Source organism: Pseudoxanthomonas mexicana (assembly GCF_014397415.1).
GTDB lineage: Bacteria > Pseudomonadota > Gammaproteobacteria > Xanthomonadales > Xanthomonadaceae > Pseudoxanthomonas_A > Pseudoxanthomonas_A mexicana.
Window position 1 is genome coordinate 2424472 of the sequence record NZ_CP060731.1, and the last position, 17603, is coordinate 2442074.

A 17603-nucleotide genomic window follows, 5' to 3' on the forward strand; every position below is an offset into this window, starting at 1 on the left:
CACGCGTCTTAATGCCGCGTGCGCCGCCCTGCGGCCTTGCCGGTGGCGGGGTTCAGTTCCACGGACAGGACAAAGCTGCGCCGTTCGTGCGGCTGCATGGCGCCGACGCCGACGACCTGGCGGGTGACTTCCTCACCCCGGTCGTTGCGGATCGACAACACCACGCTGTATTCCCACGCTGCGCCCTCGGCGGGTGGCTGCAGCGTGCCCTCGATGCGCAAAGGGGTGAGCGCAGGCACCGCGTTGGCGCCCGCACCGGGTTCGAAGCGCAGGTGATGGCGGCAGCCGGGGCAGACCGCCGCACTCTCCAGGATGGTCGCCTTGCAGTGCGGGCAGGTGCGGGTGGCGCCGGCACTGCCGGGGCGGGGTTGGCTCATGCGGCGGTGCCGGGCTCCGTGCCGCCGCCCTTGCCGGCCTTGGCCGGTTCGTCCCAGCCGAAGTCGGCCTGTCCCCGCATGCGGGAACCTGCCGCCACGGTGAGCGAGCCGGCCTTGACGTCGCCGACCAGGACCCCGGAGGCGAGCAGTTCGACGCGCGAGGCCGATTCGATGTTGCCCTCGAGTTCGCCGGCGATGGTCACCTTCTTGGCGCGGACGCCGCCGTTGAGCTTGGCGCCGGTTTCGATGGTCAGGTCGCCCTGCACGTTGACATCGCCCTTGAACCTGCCGGCGATACGAATGTGACCCGTGCCTTCGATCTTGCCCTCGATGGTCAGGTCGGCGGCGATCAGCGACTCCTTCAGCGTCTCCTGCGGCGTGCGTTCTGGTGCGCGGGTACCCGGCGGAGCGGTGACCGTCGGCGAGAAATCGGCTACGGCCGGGGCTTCACGCATGCCGGCGGGCGTGGGTTCGGTGGGAGGCGCGACGGCCTCTTTCTTCGCGGGGCCTTGGTCTTTCCAGATGGACATGCAGGGGATGCTCCGGGTGGCAGGGACCTTGGACTATCGCCGCCCTTTCGCGCGCGCACTGTGACCTGCGCAGCCGATTGATGGCGTGGCACAGGCCAGGTGGGCGTGGTTCACCCTGGAGTCGGGCTTGTGCACGCGGCGCTCACAACGATGAAGAGGAGGCGCTGCACGAGCGCGCGCCCGATGCTACATCCGGAATACGCCGAACTTCGCCGGCTCGATCGGCGCGTTGAGCGAGGCCGAGATGCCCAGGCCCAGCACGCGGCGGGTATCGGCGGGGTCGATGATGCCGTCGTCCCACAACCGCGCGGTGGCGTACCAGGGACTCCCCTGGGTCTCGTACTGGTCGCGGATGGGCGCCTTGAAGGCATCTTCCTCTTCCGTGCTCCAGGCCTCGCCCGCGGCTTCGATGCCGTCGCGCTTCACCGTGGCCAGCACGCTGGCGGCCTGTTCGCCGCCCATCACGCTGATGCGCGCATTCGGCCACATCCACAGGAAGCGCGCGCCATAGGCACGGCCGCACATGGCGTAGTTGCCGGCGCCGAAGCTGCCACCGATCACCACGGTGAACTTGGGCACGGACGAGCATGCGACGGCGGTGACCATCTTGGCACCGTCCTTGGCGATGCCGGCGTTCTCGTACTTGCGACCGACCATGAAGCCGGTGATGTTCTGCAGGAATACCAGCGGGATGCCGCGCTGGTTGCACAACTCGATGAAATGCGCGCCTTTCAACGCGCTCTCGCCGAACAGGATGCCGTTGTTGGCGACGATGCCGACCGGATAGCCATGCAGGTGGGCGAAGCCGGTCACCAGGGTCTTGCCGTAGCGTGCCTTGAACTCGTCCAGTTCGCTGCCGTCGGTGATGCGGGCGATGACCTCGCGGATATCGAACGGCCGGCGCGTGTCCTTGGGCACGATGCCGTACAGCTCTTCGGCGGCATACAGCGGCTCGCGGGCCTCGCGCAACGCGATCGGCACGGATTTGCGGCGGTTGAGATGGCCGACGATGCCGCGCGCGATCTCCAGCGCATGGCGGTCGTCCTCGGCGAAGTGGTCGGCCACGCCGGACACGCTGGTATGCACCTCCGCGCCGCCCAGCGCCTCGGCATCCACCACCTCGCCGGTGGCGGCCTTCACCAGCGGGGGCCCGCCCAGGAAGATCGTGCCCTGTTCCTTCACGATGACGCTTTCGTCGCACATCGCAGGCACGTAGGCGCCGCCGGCGGTGCAGCTGCCCATGACCACGGCGATCTGCGGGATGTTCTCCGCGGACAGCCGCGCCTGGTTGTAGAAAATGCGGCCGAAATGCTCACGATCGGGGAAGACCTCGTCCTGCAGCGGCAGGAAGGCACCGCCGGAGTCGACCAGGTAGATGCAGGGCAGGCGGTTCTCGCGCGCGATCTCCTGCGCGCGCAGGTGCTTCTTCACCGTCATCGGAAAATAGGTGCCGCCCTTGACGGTGGCATCGTTGGCCACGATCACCACCTCGTTGCCCATCACGCGGCCGATGCCGCACACCATGCCGGCGGCGGGTGCAGCCCCGTCGTACATGTCCTCGGCGGCGAGCGGGGCGATCTCGAGAAAGGGCGAGCCGGGATCGAGCAGGGCGGTGATGCGGTCCCGTGCCAGCAGCTTGCCGCGCTCGGTATGCCGGTTGCGGGCCTTCTCGCCGCCACCGTCGGCGGCACGCGCCAGCCGGCGGTCCAGTTCCTGCACCAGCACACGATGATAGGCCGCGTTGGCGGTGAAGTCGGGCGAGCGCGGATCGAGTTGCGAGGCGATGGCAGGCATGCGGTACGGAAAGGCAGGAAAGGCGGCATCAGACCATAAAGCCCGGCACGCGCCAAACCGCAGTGCAAAAGAAAAGGCCCGCTTGCGCGGGCCTTTTCCGATTCGCGCGAACGCGAGTCGATTACTTCTTGACTTCTTCAGCCTTGGCGTCGGCCTTCTCGGCCACTTCGGCGGCCTTGTCGGCGGTCGCCTGGGCGGCGTCGGCGGTGGCCGAAGCAGCGGCGGCGGCAGCGTCGGTGGCGGCGGCTTCGGTCGCAGCAGCGGCGTCGGAGGCAGCGGCCGTGGCGGCGGCAGCGGCGTCGGCGGTAGCGGCGGCGGCGGCGTCGCCCGCGGCAGCAGCGGCGTCGCCAGCGGCGGTGGCGGCGTCACCGGCAGCGGCGGCGGCCTGGTCGGCGGCGGCAGCGGCGTCGGCAGCGGCGGCGTCGGTGTTCTCGCTCTTCGTGCAGGCGCTCAGTGCCAGGGCGGCGGCGACCAGCAGGACGGTGCTCTTGATCTTCATGGTGGATCCCCAAATCGGTAGTGTGGAAGATGGTGTCGGGCAAGGCCCCTGCATCCGATCGCGAACAGGCGCGACACGGAAGAGAGCCCGGTCCCGGATACAGAAAAAGCCGCCAGCGAACTGGCGGCTCTCTCAGTTTAACGCCAAATCAGGCAACCGCCAGCAGATTACTGCTTGGTGGCTTCCTTGGCAGCGTCGGTCGCGGCTTCGGCGGTGTCGGCAGCCTGGGCAGCGGCGTCGGCAGCAGCGTCAGCGGCTTCCGTCGTGGTGGCGGCAGCAGCGTCGGTCGCGGCGGTGGCAGCGGCGTCGGCGGCAGCGGCAGCGGCGTCGGCCGACTGCTGGGCGGCGTCGGCGGTCGCTTCGCCGGTGGCGGCGGCGGCGTCGGCGGCAGCCTGGGCTTCGGTCGCGGTCGCGGCGGCGTCAGCAGCGGCGTCGGCGGCCTGTTCCTGGTTCGAGCACGCAGCCAGGGCGAAACCCAGAGCCAGCGCGATCAGAGCCTTGTTCATGGTCATCGTTTAATTTCCTCGTCGTTAGTTAGGCAACGCGCAATTGCGCGCCTGCAACATGATGACAAGCCCATTACGCGTGTCAAGCGCCTGGCCGGTTATCTTTGTCAATCCGTTGTTAAACCTTATGGGGCGGGCGAAGCACGGCCGCTTCGCCCCCCATATTTGCGCAAGAACTCAGACGATCTCGACCGCGACGGCCGTGGCTTCGCCGCCGCCGATGCACAGGGTGGCGATGCCACGCTTGAGGCCGCGGACACGCAGCGCGTTGACCAGGGTGACCACCAGGCGCGCGCCGGAGGCGCCGATCGGATGGCCCAGCGCACAGGCACCGCCGTTGACGTTGACCTTGGCGTGGGGGATGCCCAGTTCCTTGATCGGCGCCATGGCGACGACGGCGAAGGCCTCGTTGACCTCGAACAGGTCCACCTGGTCCACGGTCCAACCGACCTGCTTGAGCAGCTTGTCGATCGCCGCGACCGGCGCGGTCGTGAACCACTCCGGCGCCTGCGAATACGTGGCGTGGCCGACGATCCGGGCCAGCGGCTGGATGCCGCGCCGGGCCGCTTCGTCGGCGCTCAGCAGCACGGTGGCCGCGGCGCCGTCGGAGATGCTGGACGAACTGGCCGCGGTGACGCTGCCGTCCTTCTTGAAGGCGGGCTTCAGGGTGGGGATCTTGGCGACATCCGACTTGCCCGGCTGTTCGTCCGAGGCCACTTCCACCTCACCCTTGCGGGTGGCGACCTTGACCGGGACGATCTCGCCGTCGAAGGCGCCCGAGGTCTGTGCCGCCTGGGCGCGGGTGACCGATTCGATGGCGTAGGCGTCCTGCTCCTCGCGGGTGAAACCGAACTTGGCCACGGTGGCTTCGGCGAACACGCCCATGGCCTGGCCGTCGTAGGGATTGGTCAGGCCGTCCCAGGCCATGTGGTCGACGGCCTGGAAGTTGCCGTAGCGGTTGCCGGTGCGCGAGTTGGGAATCACGTGCGGGGCATTGCTCATGGACTCCATGCCGCCGGCGACCACGATGCTGGCCGACCCGGCCTTGATCAGGTCATGGCCCAGCATGATGGCCTTCATGCCCGAGCCGCACACCTTGTTGATGGTGGTGGCGCCGGCCGCATCGGGGATGCCCGCGGCGCGGGAGGCCTGGCGAGCGGGCGCCTGGCCCAGGTTGGCCGGCAGCACGCAGCCCATGATGACCTCGGACACGTCCGCGGCCGGAATGCCGGACTGCTCCAGTGCCGCGGCGATGGCGGCGGCGCCCAGCGTCGGGGTGGGAACGCCGTTGAACTGGCCAAGGAACGAGCCGATGGCGGTGCGCTTGGCGGCGGCGATGACGATGTCGGACATGGGGGGTTCCCGCGTGGAGTGAGGCGCCGATTATCCCGCCCCCGCCCGACGGCGGGCAAATCGGCCGTTGGTACAGGGCCGCGCCGGCGTATGCTGGTGGCGGGAGGGGAGCATGGCGGAACCACCAGCGACAGACCCGGCGGCGCGTCCTTTCGTCGTGCCCTGCGCCGACCTTGACACGGGCGCGCCCTGGCGCTGGCTGCGTGCGGGCTGGCGGGACCTGCGCCGCGCGCCGGCATTGAGCCTGCTGTTCGGGGTGGTGATCGTGCTGGTCAGTGCCGGCATCTCATGGCTGGCCTATGCGCTGGGGCGCTTCGCGCTGCTCGCGACTCTGCTGTCGGGCTTCGTGTTCGTGGCGCCCTTGATCTGCGTGGGCCTGTACTGCGTCAGCCGGGCGCTGGAGCAGGGGCGCACGCCGCGCCTGCGCGATTCGTTCGTGCTTGCGCGCCGCGTGCTGGGGCAGGCGGGGGTGTTCGCGCTGGGGCAGGGGGTGATCATCCTGCTGTGGTCGCGCGCCGGCATGATGGTCGGTGCGTTCTTCCCGTTCGACGGCGGGGATCCGGGCGCGTTCTGGGAGTTCCTCGCGCTGGGGTCTGCGGTCGGCGCGGTGTTCGCCACGCTCACCTTCGCCGTTACCGCCTTCTCATTGCCGATGATCGCCGACCGCGACGTGGACATGGTGACGGCGGCCGTCTCCAGCGTGCATGCCGTGATGCGCAACAAGCGCGTGATGCTGGTGTGGGGCCTGCTGCTGGTGGTGCTGACGGCGATCGGCTTCGCCACCGCGCTGCTGGGCCTGGGCCTGCTGATGCCCTGGCTGGCCTACGCCAGTTGGCATGGGTACCGGGAGACGCTGGATGCCGCCGCGTGGCCGGCGCTGGAGTGAGCGGCGTGCGGGGCGTTGGGGTGCTCAAGGCGCGGCGTAGGGCGGGCTCAAGCCCGCCTTCGCGATGGACGCACGTACGTAACGGCGGGCCGGGGCCCACCCTACGACGACCTCCAGATCAGCCCCGGCCGTCGAACAGTTCCCGCCCGATCAGCATGCGGCGGATCTCGTTGGTGCCCGCGCCGATGGCATACAGCTTGGCGTCGCGGAGCAGGCGGCCGGCGGGGTACTCGTTGATGTAGCCGTTGCCGCCCAGGGACTGGATGGCTTCCAGCGTGACCTGCACGGCCGCTTCGGAGGCATGCAGCAGGCAGCCGGCCGCCGCGGCGCGCGAGCCCTGGCCTTCGTCGAAACCGCGCGCCACCTGGTAGGCGAAGGCGCGGCTGGACTGCAGGGCGGTGTACATGTCGGCCAGCTTGCCCTGCATCAGCCCGAAGGTGCCGATGGCCGCGTCGAACTGCTTGCGTTCGCGCACGTAGGGCAGGGTGATGTCGAGCGCGGCCTGCATCAGGCCGATGGGTCCGCCGCTCAACACCAGGCGCTCGGTGTTCAGGCCGCTCATCAGCACGCGCACGCCCTGATTGACCTCGCCCAGCACGTTCTCGGCCGGGATCTCGCAGTTCTCGAACACCAGTTCGCAGGTGTTGCTGCCGCGCATGCCCAGCTTGTCCAGCTTCTGCGCGGTGGAGAAGCCCTTCATGCCGCGCTCGACGATGAAGGCGGTCATGCACTTGCTGCCCGCGTCCTTGCCGGCGGTGCGCATGTAGACCAGCAGCACATCGGCTTCCGGCCCGTTGGTGATCCACATCTTGTTGCCGTTGGCGACCCACACGCCGTCCCTGAGATCGGCACGGCAGCTCATCGAGCCGACCACGTCCGAGCCTGCGCCCGGCTCGCTCATGGCCAGCGCGCCCTTCCACTCGCCGCTGCACAGCTTGGGCAGGTACTTCGCGCGCTGGGCGGCGTTGCCGTTGAGGTAGAGGTTGGAGACGCACAGGTTGGAGTGGGCGCCGTAGCTCAGGCCCACCGAGCCCGAGGCGCGCGAGATCTCCTCCATCGCCACCAGATGGGCCAGGTAGCCCATGCCGCTGCCGCCGAATTCGGGGTCGACGGTGATGCCCAGCAGGCCCAGTTCGCCCAGCTTGGGCCACAGGTCCTGCGGGAACGCATTGTCGTGGTCGATCTGCGCCGCACGCGGCGCGATCTCGGTCTGCGCGAACCGCTGCACGGCCTCGCGCAGCGCATCCAGTTCTTCGCCCAGCGGAAACCCGCTGACGGTATCCGGTCGCATTCGGTCCTCCCTCCTATTGCGGCCAATCCATGTTGTCGATGGAACGTCCTACGTCAGTGTTCGCCGCGCAGATGCCCCATGAAGCGCGGCGCGGTGCGGCCCAGCGGCAGCTTGAGCTTGCCGATTGCGGTCATGCGCGCCTCGGCGATGCGGTCGGCGGCGTACTGCGGGGCGATGTTTTCCTTGTCGGCCAGGTCGAAGATCCTGCCGACCGTGTGGTAGATGGTCCGCATCATGCGCATGGCGCGCTCGCGGTTGTAGCCGTCGATCTCCAGCGACACGTTCATCACGCCGCCGGCGTTCACCGCGTAATCGGGCGCATACAGGATGCCGCGCTTGGCCGCTTCCACGCCGGTGACGTGCGACATCTGGTTGTTGGCGGTGCCGCAGATCACCTTGGCCTTCAGGCGGGGCAGGGTCTGCTCGTTAATGGCGTATTCCAGCGCGCACGGGCTGAACACGTCCACCGGCAGGTCGTAGATCTCGTCGGGCTTGACGGCTTCGGCGCCGTATTCCTCCACCGCGTGTTCGACCAGCGCCGGATTGAGGTCGGTGACGAACAGCTTGGCGCCGCGTTCCTTCAGCAGCTTCACGTATTCCATGCCGATGTGGCCCAGGCCCTGCACGGCGAAGCTGTACTTGCCGATCTCCTCGTTGCCGAACTTGCGGTTCAGCGTGGCCATCAGGCCCTGCAGCGCGCCGTAGGCGGTGAACGGCGCCGGGTCGCCGGAGCCGCCGTGCACCTGGTGCACGCCCACCACGTATTCGGTCTCGCGGTAGACGTTCTCCATGTCGTTGACGTCGGTCCCCACGTCTTCGGCGGTGATGTAGCGGCCGCCCAGCGAATCCACGTAGCGGCCGAAGCTGCGGAACAGCACCTCGGTCTTGTCCACGGTGCTGTCGCCGATGATCACGGCCTTGCCGCCGCCCACGTTCAGGCCGGCCAGGGCGTTCTTGTAGGTCATCGTGCGGCTCAGCCGCAGCGCGTCGTTCAGCGCCAGCGCGCTGTCGGCATAGGGCCGCATGCGCACGCCGCCCAGCGCCGGGCCCAGCACGGTGCTGTGGATGGCGATGATGGCCTTCAGCCCGGCATCCGGGTTGTGGCAGAAGATGACCTGTTCGTGGCCGGAAGTGTCGAGGGTTTCGAAGATCATGGGTGGGCTCCGGTGCGCGGGTGGGGGCCGGCGCGGGCTTGCCTTCACGGCTAACGGGTTGTCAGAAAAGAAAAAAGCGACGTTTCCGGAACACGGCCGTGGTCGTCGCAGGGCGGCAGTTTAATGCAATCGGCGGTGGGCGCCATGACCATGCCGCCACGGCACATCGGCCGCGAGGTTGGTTGTGCAAATCGAACGGTCGTGCTATTTCTGCCCGCATGACCCCTCAAGCCGCCACCCACAAGGGCAACGCCACCCGCGAGATGATCCTCGCCCGGGCCTACGACATCGCCGCCCGGCACGGTCTGGAGGGCCTGTCCATCGGCGAGCTGGCCACGGCGGCCGGCATGTCCAAGAGTGGCGTGTTCGCCCACTTCGGCTCGCGCGAGGACCTGCAGTTGACCGTGCTGGAATGGACGGCCGACCGGTACGCCCGCGCCGTGATCGCCCCGGCCATCGGCCAGCCGCGCGGCCTGCCGCGCCTGCGCGCGATCATGGAGAACTGGTTCCGCTGGGTGTGCGACAACCCGGATGGCTGCGTCATCCTGGCGGCCGCACACGAATACGACGCCCGTCCGGGCCTGCTGCACGATCGTGTCGTCGACTGGCTGCTGCAGCTGCGCCAGCAGCTGGTGAAGGCAATCGGCATGTGCATCGACACCGGTGAACTGTCGCCGAAAACCGACCCGGTCCTGCTCGCGTTCGAACTGTTCGCCGTCGCCCAGGGCCTGCACGACGCCCGGCTTTACGACGCCGAACAGGCGCCGTTGCTCGCCCGCCGTTCCCTGGACCGCCTGCTGGCGTCCTACGGCGCCCCCGCTGCCTCCACCCCCGCCTGACGCTCCCGAGGTCCGCCGCCATGGCCGCTGTCACTGTCCGTCAAAATAGCACGATCGTTCGCAAACCCCTCGCGCTGCGCCTGCTGAGCGTCCGCCTGGCCGTCGGCAGCTGGCTCGCCCCGCGCAGCACGCTGAACCGCGCGTTCCAGCTGTTCTGCACGCCCATGCCCGGTGCCCGCACGCGGGCGAGGCAGGCCGATACCGGCGGCGCGCGCGTGGGTGAACTGGTCTTCGGCCGCGAACGGCTGACCACCTATACGTGGGGCGATCCCACCCGCCAACCGGCCGTCCTGCTGGCCCATGGCTGGTCCAGCTTCGGCCTGCGTTTCCTGCCGTGGGTGGAACCGCTGCGTCGCGCCGGCTATGCCGTGGTGACGTTCGACCAGCCCGCCCATGGCCGCAGCAGCGGCCGCCGCGCCACGCTGCCGATGTTCGCTGAGGCGATTGCCCGCGTAGGCGAACACGTCGGCCCGCTGGCCGCCGTCGTCGGCCATTCGCTGGGCGGGGCGGGGACCGCCATCGCCATGGCGCGCGGGCTGCAGGCCGAACGGGTGATCCTGCTGGCGCCCGCGGCCGATCCCTTCGACGCCGCGCGCCGCTTCGGCGGCATGGTGGGACTGGCGCAGTTCCTCAGCCGGCGCCTGTTCGACGAGTACCAGGAACTCACCGCCCATGACGTGGGCGACCTGCATGCCCACGCCACGGCCCCGCGCATCGGTCGTCCCGGCCTGATCGTGCACGACCTGGAAGACACCGACGTGCCGTGGTGCGAGGGCGAACGCTACGCGCGCTACTGGCCGCAGGCCACGCTGCTCAGCACCACCGGCCTGGGCCACCACCGCGTGACGATCGCGCTGGAAACGCTCGATGCGTCGCTGCGCTTCCTGCGTGGCGACACCGTCGGGCAGCGCGTCGTCTCTACGCTTGAGTTGCCGTTCGGGCTGGGGTGAGGCCTCCGACGGGCGGCGCTTGCTAGACTCGGCGCTCCTCCGTGCCGCCATGCCCCATGCCCATCGATCCGTTGCAGGTCTGGCAGGAAGCCGAGCACCTGATGTCCGCGGGGCAATCGGAGCCCGCGGCTGTGCGCTACCAGCAGTTGATCGATCTGGACGGGTGGCAGTCTCCGGCAGCGCTTCGGCTGTCCACACTCGCCGCCCGGTTGGGACGCATGCGCGACGCCGTGGCGTTCGCGTTGCGGGCGTCGGCACCAAGCCAGCATGAGGACGACGCCGCGCTCCTGGAAGCGCTCACCCGGCAGCTGTTCGATCTCGGTGAGATCGAGGCGGGCCTTGCATGCGCCCAGGCTCCTGCGCTGTCTTCGGCGTCCGATCCGGACGTGTTGCACGGTCTTGGTCAGGCACTGTTGTCGCAGTCGTTCCCTGACCTGGCCGAGACATTCCTGCAGCGAGCGCAACGCATCCGCGACGGTGGAGCGCCGGCGCGATACCTGCTTGGACTGGCCGCCTTCTACCAGGGGGACGAAGCGGAGGCCGAAAGAGCCTGGGAAGCTGCCCTGCAGCGCAATCCGATGATGCCGCCGGTGCACCGGTTGCTGGCCAAGCTGCGCAGGCAGACGCCTGCGCGCAACCACATCGACCGTTTGCGCGCCACGGTGGCGCGCATGCCCCAGGGGCATCCCGAGGCGCCTTGGCTGCACTACGCACTGTTCAAGGAACTGGACGACATGGATGACATCGAAGGCGCGTGGCAGGCGCTCGTGCAGGGCATGCAGGCCAGGCGTCGCCAGGTCGCCTACGACGCCGTGGCGGAGGCCCGCCTGTTCGACCGTCTTCAAGCTCGGTCTGTTCCCGCGACCGGTGTCGCCGTGTCCACCACCGCGCCCACGCCCATTTTCATCGTTGGCATGCCGCGATCGGGCACCACTTTGCTGGAGCAGATTCTGGCGCGTCATCCTCACGTCCAGGATGCGGGCGAACTGCGCGACATGCTGTGTCAATTGCGCTGGGTCTGCGACCGTGTGGGTGGGCCGCACCTGGATGAAGCGCTGTGCGTCGCGGCCGAACAGGCCGATATGGGACTGCTCGGTCGTCGCTATCTCGAGAAGACCGCATGGCGCGCCAATGGGCGAGCGTTCTTCACCGACAAGATGCCGGCCAACTTCCTGCTGGTGGATCACATCGCGCGTGCGCTGCCACAGGCCAGGATCCTGCACATGGTGCGCGATCCGATGGAAGTGTGCTTCTCCAATCTCAAGGAACTCTTCGTCGACGCCTATCCGCATACGTACGACCAGCGCGAGATGGCGGCGCACTTCATCCGCTATCGGGGCCTGATGCGGCACTGGCACTCGCGTCATCCCGGCAGAATCCTCGATATCTCCTACGAAGACCTCGTCCGCGCGCCAGAGGCGGCAGCGCGTCGTGTGCTCGATTTCTGCGGCCTCGCATGGGACCCGGACGTACTGTCTATGGGGCCCCGCACATCTTCGGTCGCGACAGCCAGTGCCGCGCAGGTGCGTGAACCCATCCACGCGCGCTACGTGGGCCAATGGCGCCGGTACGCGCACCACCTGCAGCCGATGCAGACGGCGCTCGACGAAGCAGGGGTCTGACACATCGAGGATACGGGGGCGTATCGTGAGATGGCCAGGTCCATTGGTATGCAAAAGGTGAGGTGCTCACGCACGAGCGGCTACAATCCCGCTTCTGCATTCGTACCGTGAGTGAGCACGCGTGAGTACACCCGCCAGCCAGTTTCCCGCCGCCCAGACCGACCGTACGCCGCTGCGCTTCGTGACCGCGGCCAGCCTGTTCGACGGGCACGACGCCGCCATCAACATCATGCGGCGGCTGATCCAGGGCGAGGGTGCGGAGGTGATCCACCTGGGCCACAACCGCAGCGTCGAGGATGTCGTGCGCGCCGCGCTGCAGGAAGACGCCGACGGCATCGCGCTGTCCAGTTACCAGGGCGGGCACGTCGAGTACTTCAAGTACATGGTCGACATGCTGAAGGAACGCGGCGCCGGCCACGTGCGTGTGTTCGGCGGCGGCGGCGGCACCATCACGCCGGAAGAGATCGCCGAACTGCAGGCCTACGGCGTGGAGCGCATCTACCACCCGAACGACGGCATGAAGATGGGCCTGGTGGAAATGATCCAGGACGTGGTGGCGCGTGCGCAGCACGCGCGGGAATCGGGAACAGGGAATGGGGAATCCCTGCACGCCGTCAGGCCCGATCTCCACGACGAAGCCGCCATCGGTCGCATGATGTCCGCCATCGAGGATGGCGTTTTCAATGAGCAGGAGCTGGCCAGGCTGCGTAAGCAATGGGCTGCCGCCGGCTCCGATTCCCCATTCCCCGTTTCCCATTCCCGCACGGGCGGAACGCCCGTGGTCGGCATCACCGGCACCGGCGGCGCGGGCAAGTCGTCGGTCACCGACGAGCTGATGAACCGCTTCCTGTCGTGCTTCCCGCAGATGCACATCGCGGTGATCTCGGTTGATCCCACCCGCCGCCGCACCGGTGGCGCGCTGCTGGGCGACCGCATCCGCATGAACGCGCTGCGCAGCGAGCGCATCTACATGCGTTCGATGGCCACCCGCCGCCAGCACGTGGCGACCAATGCCGTGCTGAAGGATTGCATCGCGTTCCTGAAGTCGCTGGGCTTCGACCTGGTGATCGTGGAGACCGCCGGCATCGGCCAGAGCGATTCGGAGATCGTCGACCTGGTCGACTTCCCCATGTACGTGATGACCAGCGACTACGGTGCGGCCAGTCAGCTGGAGAAGATCGACATGATCGACTTCGCCGAGCTGATCGTGCTGAACAAGTATGACAAGCGCGGCGCCGAAGACGCCCTGCGCGACGTGCGCAAGCAGTGGAAGCGCAACCGCGTGGCGTTCCAGACCGCGGACGCCGACGTGCCGGTGTATCCCACCATCGCCAGCCAGTTCAACGACCCCGGCGTCAGCTGGATGTTCGCCAACCTGTGCCGCCTGCTGCGCGACAAGCTGCAACTCCCGGCGGAGAAGTGGACGCCCGCCATCGACACGGAGCTGAAGGAACCACGCGCCACCGTGCTGATCCCCGGCAGCCGCGTGCGCTACCTGGCCGAGATCGCCGAACAGGGCCGCGGCATCAACCGCCGCATCGAGACCGAAGCCGAGACGGCCAGCCGCGCGCAGCATTACTGGAATGCGCTGAAGGACCTGGGCGACCCGGCATTGCCGAAGGCACTGGAGCTTTACGCCACCGACGCTCTTGTAGGAGCGCCCCATGGGCGCGCTGCTCTTCCGTCGGCTGTGGAGGAAAGCATCGCGGGCATGGCCCGCTCCTACAACGGCCCCGACCGCTCGCTTCTGACCTTGCGCCAGCGCTACAACGATGCGATCCAGTCGCTGTCGTCCGAAGCGCTCAAGCTGCTGCGCGAATGGCCGGCGCGCCACAAGGCGGTGACCGACCCGGTGAACGAGTACCAGGTGCGCGGCAAGACCATCCGCATCGACAACTACACCACCTCGCTCAGTCACCAGCAGATCCCGAAGATCGCGCCGCCGCCGTACCAGGGCTGGGGCGAGCTGCTGACGTTCCTGCAGAAGGAGAATCTGCCGGGCAGCTATCCGTACACCGGCGGTGTGTATCCGTACCGCCGCACCGGCGAGGACCCCATCCGGATGTTCGCGGGCGAGGGCACGCCGGAGCGCACCAACCGCCGCTTCCACTACCTGAGCGTCGGCCAGCCGGCCGCGCGCCTGTCCACCGCCTTCGACAGCGTCACGCTGTATGGCGAAGACCCGGCGCCGCGTCCGGACATCTACGGCAAGATCGGCAACTCCGGCGTCAACATCCCCACGCTGGACGACATGAAGAAGCTGTACTCCGGCTTCGACCTGTGCGCGCCCACCACCTCGGTGTCGATGACCATCAACGGCCCGGCGCCGATCATCCTGGCGATGTTCATGAACACCGCCATCGACCAGCAGGTGGAGAAATACCTGAAGTCCGACGATGTGCGCTGGGCCGAGGCGCAGAAGAAGATCGACGCCTTCTTCGAGGGCCGTGTTCGTCCGCAGTACCATGGCGAACTGCCGCCGACCAACAACGGCCTGGGCCTGGGCCTGCTGGGCATCACCGGCGACCAGCTGGTGGACGCGGACACCTACGCCCGCATCAAGGCCGAGACGCTGGCGACCGTGCGCGGCACCGTGCAGGCCGACATCCTGAAGGAAGACCAGGCGCAGAACACCTGCATCTTCAGCACCGAGTTCGCCCTGCGCATGATGGGCGACATCCAGCAGTACTTCGTCGACAACGGCGTGCGCAACTTCTACTCGGTGAGCATCAGCGGCTACCACATCGCCGAGGCCGGGGCGAACCCGATCAGCCAGCTCGCCTTCACCCTGTCCAACGGTTTCACCATCGTCGAGTACTACCTGGCACGCGGCATGAAGATCGATGACTTCGCGCCCAACCTGTCGTTCTTCTTCAGCAACGGCATGGATCCGGAGTACACCGTCATCGGCCGCGTCGCCCGCCGCATCTGGGCCCGCGCCATGCGCGAGCGTTACGGCGCCAACGAGCGCAGCCAGATGATGAAGTACCACATCCAGACCTCGGGCCGCTCGCTGCACGCGCAGGAAATCCAGTTCAACGACATCCGCACCACGCTGCAGGCGCTGTATGCGCTGTTCGACAACTGCAACAGCCTGCACACGAACGCCTATGACGAGGCGATCACCACGCCGACGGAAGAAAGCGTGCGCCGCGCGGTGGCCATCCAGATGATCATCAACAAGGAGCTGGGGCTGAACTTCAACGAGAACCCCTGGCAGGGCAGCTTCGTCGTCGACCAGCTGACCGACATCGTGGAAGAGGCGGTCTACAAGGAGTTCGAGGCCATCAGCGAGCGCGGCGGCGTGCTGGGCGCGATGGACACCATGTACCAGCGCGGCAAGATCCAGGAAGAGTCGCTGTACTACGAGCACAAGAAGCACGACGGCAGCCTGCCGCTGGTGGGCGTGAACACCTTCCTGCCGCGCGAGCACGGCGGCGAGATCGCCACCGAGATCGAGCTGATCCGCTCGACCGAAGAAGAGAAGGCCCAGCAGATCGCCAACGTCCGCGCGTGGCAGGCCAGCCGCAATGGGCTGGCACCGGAAGGCGAGACCGACCACAGCCACGCCGCGGCGATGGAAGAACACGCCGAGCCCGAGGTGCACGACGGCCACGGCCTGGCCTACCTGCAGCGCACCGCCCGCGAGCGCCGCAATGTGTTCGAGGCGCTGGTGGAAGCGGTGAAGACGCACAGCCTAGGTCAGATCAGCCACGCGCTGTACGATGTGGGCGGGGAGTACCGAAGGAATATGTAGCCCCCTGCTTCGCTCGCTTTATGCGCTTGATCCAAATGTTCGCTGGGTTAATACAAGGAGGGTAAGTGGAACACCGAATTCTAGCATCACACGTTGAGACATTTAGTCAAAACGCTCAGGTTGATCGTCTTCCAGAGCATAAAAGATTTGAGTACTTCACCAACTACACGGTTATGTCTCAGGTTCACCCTGAGGCATTCTCCGAAGTAGCAAACCTTGCCGACGTTGATGTTGATAGGGATGGAACTTTCGGGCTCGATGCTGTTGCGGTGTTCATTAACAAAAGTCTGATAAGGACGACGGCGGACGTTGATGATCAGATAAAGTCAAGAAACCTTGATGTTGAAGTTGTTCTGATTCAGTCGAAAACTTCAAAGAGTATTGATTCTGGTGATGTCCTGAAATTTGTCGAAGGATCAAAAGACTTCTTGCGAGGATTGGAGAAGTATTCCATCAGTGGTGACGAGTGTTTGCGTAGGCCGGCAGAAATATTGAGCTATGTGTTCTCGTCTTCCGTGGCACGTTATCTATCCGCTAATTCCCCTGTTTGCAGACTTGTGTTTGCTTACGGAGGAAGTCATGAGCCATCAGCGCAGCAGATCGGCTTGGTAACGTCGTGTTGCATCGATTTGAAGGCTCAAGTTGCCGACTTCAGTGAGTTTTCTTTTGAGTTTTGGAATGCGGATCGACTGATTCATTCTTTTAAGCAAGTTGAAAATCAGTTTGAGGTGGAGCTTCGCATCCAGAATAATCTAGCGTTAGATACTATCGATGGGGTTGATCAGGCATACATTGGGTATTTGCGCGCTGATGAATTTATCAAACTTATTACGGCGCCTGATGGAGAAATTAGGAGAAATGTTTTCTACGACAACGTCCGCGATTTCCAAGGGCTCGACAATTCTGTAAATCAGGAGATTGCTTCGGCTCTTTCGGATCCGGATTCTGCCGACAAATTTGTTCTTTATAATAATGGCGTCACGGTAGTATCTTCATTTCTTAAGAATTTGGGCGCACATAGATTTATTCTAAGGAACTACCAGATTGTAAATGGATGCCAGACTAGCAATGTCTTGTTTACGAAGAAGGATGAAGCTGCCTTTGCCCGGGCGCTGATTCCAATTAAGATTGTTCATACATCTAATGCGGATGTTGTGGCGAAGATTATTCGAGCCAACAATCGCCAAACGCCTGTGCCAAACGAGGCTTTCCTGACGCTCGACAAGTGGCACAAGGATTTGCAGGAGTATGTTTTGCTGGAGTCACGCCGACTGGGTGAGAGTCTTTTCTATGAGCGGCGCTCTCGCGAATTCTCCCTGCTTGATGGTGCTCCTGAGAAAAAACGGGTTATTGGTCTTCATGCAATGGTTCGAGCTTTTGCTGCGGTCTATTTGCAGAGGCCGCACATGGTTATGGCCAACAATCCTAATTCTATTCTGAGAGAGAATGTTCATGTCTTTGGTGGTGGACATAAATTCTCACCCTATCTTGCATCCGCCATGCTGGTATATAAGATTAACGAGCATGCCAATAGGAGTGCGTCATCTGCCGATCTAATGAGGTTTCGGTATCATGTCGCAATGTTGATTGCCGCGACGATGGCCGGTTCTCGAAGTTTGCCGAGCGCTGACTCAAAGTTGGCCGACAAATTTTGTGACCAGATTATTGATGTTTCGCTTAATGAAAGTAGGTTTTCTAAGGCTGTTGGTACTGCGTTCCTGCTCGCAGAAAGAACTGAGAAGGATTTTCTTAGGGAGCGGGACTTCTCGCGAGGAAATTCGCCAGTGCGATCGTCAGACTTTACGGAAATGTTGATTGGGCAGATTTATCCTTCTCGTTAATTTTGACGGGAGTTCGATTAAAGCGGCCTCAGTCTGTTTTGCGAAGACTCCGGGGGCGGTGTTGGTGATCGACGGAGATTTTCGTCCTCGTCCCGGCCCGTCGCCTGCTTTGCTGCGCTCCATCGGCCTGCGTGGCGAGTCAAGGGTGCCAAAGGCGGGTGAGGGGCGAGTAGAGTGGTGAAAGTGTCGGCGCCTGTCTCGTTA

The 17603-nt window shown here is 65.5% G+C and carries 14 protein-coding genes; 6 read left to right on the forward strand and 8 right to left on the reverse strand.

Annotation, left to right across the window (positions count from 1 at the left end):
* Positions 1-8: 8 nt before the first annotated feature.
* The 6 genes from IAE60_RS11390 to IAE60_RS11415 all read right to left on the reverse strand — a co-directional run bounded on the left by IAE60_RS11390 (position 9) and on the right by IAE60_RS11415 (position 5059).
* A complete protein-coding gene (locus tag IAE60_RS11390) occupies positions 9-377 on the reverse strand; it encodes a hypothetical protein (protein WP_162109579.1) in 369 nt (122 codons plus the stop codon).
* Positions 374-907, reverse strand: coding sequence for a bactofilin family protein (locus tag IAE60_RS11395; RefSeq protein WP_187572332.1), 534 nt, complete (start codon positions 905-907; stop codon positions 374-376). Before IAE60_RS11395 ends, IAE60_RS11390 begins: the two co-directional genes overlap by 4 nt.
* A gap of 186 nt (positions 908-1093) precedes the next feature.
* The gene (locus IAE60_RS11400) at positions 1094-2701 is read right to left on the reverse strand and encodes a carboxyl transferase domain-containing protein (protein WP_187572333.1); all 1608 of its coding nucleotides are present in this window, start codon (positions 2699-2701) and stop codon (positions 1094-1096) included.
* Between the two features lie 121 nt (positions 2702-2822).
* On the reverse strand, positions 2823-3200 hold the full coding sequence (locus IAE60_RS11405) for a hypothetical protein (protein ID WP_162109576.1): 378 nt from the start codon (positions 3198-3200) through the stop codon (positions 2823-2825).
* A gap of 167 nt (positions 3201-3367) precedes the next feature.
* Positions 3368-3712 carry a hypothetical protein gene (locus tag IAE60_RS11410; RefSeq protein ID WP_162109575.1) on the reverse strand — a complete coding sequence of 115 codons (345 nt, stop codon included), beginning with the start codon at positions 3710-3712 and terminating at the stop codon, positions 3368-3370.
* A 171-nt stretch (positions 3713-3883) separates the two neighbouring features.
* On the reverse strand, positions 3884-5059 hold the full coding sequence (locus tag IAE60_RS11415; RefSeq protein ID WP_187572334.1) for a thiolase family protein: 1176 nt from the start codon (positions 5057-5059) through the stop codon (positions 3884-3886).
* A 112-nt stretch (positions 5060-5171) separates the two neighbouring features.
* Here IAE60_RS11415 and IAE60_RS11420 point away from each other — a divergent pair, with 112 nt between their 5' ends.
* Positions 5172-5945 carry a DUF2189 domain-containing protein gene (locus IAE60_RS11420; protein WP_187572335.1) on the forward strand — a complete coding sequence of 258 codons (774 nt, stop codon included), beginning with the start codon at positions 5172-5174 and terminating at the stop codon, positions 5943-5945.
* Between the two features lie 118 nt (positions 5946-6063).
* On the opposite strand, the gene IAE60_RS11425 is transcribed toward IAE60_RS11420, so the two are convergent.
* Both IAE60_RS11425 and IAE60_RS11430 read right to left on the reverse strand, forming a co-directional pair.
* Complete coding sequence (locus IAE60_RS11425) at positions 6064-7236, reverse strand: isovaleryl-CoA dehydrogenase (protein ID WP_187572336.1); 1173 nt, start codon at positions 7234-7236, stop codon at positions 6064-6066.
* Positions 7237-7289: 53 nt separating this feature from the next.
* Positions 7290-8390: a Glu/Leu/Phe/Val dehydrogenase dimerization domain-containing protein gene (locus IAE60_RS11430; protein WP_185895921.1), complete on the reverse strand. Its 1101-nt coding sequence runs from the start codon at positions 8388-8390 to the stop codon at positions 7290-7292.
* Between the two features lie 218 nt (positions 8391-8608).
* Here IAE60_RS11430 and IAE60_RS11435 point away from each other — a divergent pair, with 218 nt between their 5' ends.
* The 5 genes from IAE60_RS11435 to IAE60_RS11455 all read left to right on the forward strand — a co-directional run bounded on the left by IAE60_RS11435 (position 8609) and on the right by IAE60_RS11455 (position 17399).
* Positions 8609-9229: a TetR/AcrR family transcriptional regulator gene (locus tag IAE60_RS11435; RefSeq protein WP_187572337.1), complete on the forward strand. Its 621-nt coding sequence runs from the start codon at positions 8609-8611 to the stop codon at positions 9227-9229.
* A gap of 20 nt (positions 9230-9249) precedes the next feature.
* Positions 9250-10179, forward strand: a complete 930-nt coding sequence (locus IAE60_RS11440; RefSeq protein ID WP_187572338.1) for an alpha/beta hydrolase — start codon at positions 9250-9252, stop codon at positions 10177-10179.
* A 56-nt stretch (positions 10180-10235) separates the two neighbouring features.
* Positions 10236-11801, forward strand: a complete 1566-nt coding sequence (locus IAE60_RS11445) for a tetratricopeptide repeat-containing sulfotransferase family protein (protein WP_187572339.1) — start codon at positions 10236-10238, stop codon at positions 11799-11801.
* A gap of 121 nt (positions 11802-11922) precedes the next feature.
* On the forward strand, positions 11923-15558 hold the full coding sequence (locus IAE60_RS11450; protein ID WP_187572340.1) for a methylmalonyl-CoA mutase family protein: 3636 nt from the start codon (positions 11923-11925) through the stop codon (positions 15556-15558).
* Between the two features lie 65 nt (positions 15559-15623).
* On the forward strand, positions 15624-17399 hold the full coding sequence (locus tag IAE60_RS11455) for an AIPR family protein (RefSeq protein WP_187572341.1): 1776 nt from the start codon (positions 15624-15626) through the stop codon (positions 17397-17399).
* The last annotated feature ends 204 nt before the right edge of the window (positions 17400-17603 follow it).

Excerpts from the sequence above, each read along its gene's own strand:
- IAE60_RS11415 (WP_187572334.1), bottom strand. The coding sequence starts at position 5,059 with ATGTCCGACATCGTCATCGCCGCCGCCAAGCGCACCGCCATCGGCTCG.
- IAE60_RS11435 (WP_187572337.1), top strand. The coding sequence starts at position 8,609 with ATGACCCCTCAAGCCGCCACCCACAAGGGCAACGCCACCCGCGAGATG.
- IAE60_RS11425 (WP_187572336.1), bottom strand. The coding sequence starts at position 7,236 with ATGCGACCGGATACCGTCAGCGGGTTTCCGCTGGGCGAAGAACTGGAT.
- IAE60_RS11400 (WP_187572333.1), bottom strand. The coding sequence starts at position 2,701 with ATGCCTGCCATCGCCTCGCAACTCGATCCGCGCTCGCCCGACTTCACC.
- IAE60_RS11410 (WP_162109575.1), bottom strand. The coding sequence starts at position 3,712 with ATGACCATGAACAAGGCTCTGATCGCGCTGGCTCTGGGTTTCGCCCTG.
- IAE60_RS11420 (WP_187572335.1), top strand. The coding sequence starts at position 5,172 with ATGGCGGAACCACCAGCGACAGACCCGGCGGCGCGTCCTTTCGTCGTG.
- IAE60_RS11440 (WP_187572338.1), top strand. The coding sequence starts at position 9,250 with ATGGCCGCTGTCACTGTCCGTCAAAATAGCACGATCGTTCGCAAACCC.
- IAE60_RS11445 (WP_187572339.1), top strand. The coding sequence starts at position 10,236 with ATGCCCATCGATCCGTTGCAGGTCTGGCAGGAAGCCGAGCACCTGATG.
- IAE60_RS11395 (WP_187572332.1), bottom strand. The coding sequence starts at position 907 with ATGTCCATCTGGAAAGACCAAGGCCCCGCGAAGAAAGAGGCCGTCGCG.
- IAE60_RS11390 (WP_162109579.1), bottom strand. The coding sequence starts at position 377 with ATGAGCCAACCCCGCCCCGGCAGTGCCGGCGCCACCCGCACCTGCCCG.
- IAE60_RS11430 (WP_185895921.1), bottom strand. The coding sequence starts at position 8,390 with ATGATCTTCGAAACCCTCGACACTTCCGGCCACGAACAGGTCATCTTC.
- IAE60_RS11405 (WP_162109576.1), bottom strand. The coding sequence starts at position 3,200 with ATGAAGATCAAGAGCACCGTCCTGCTGGTCGCCGCCGCCCTGGCACTG.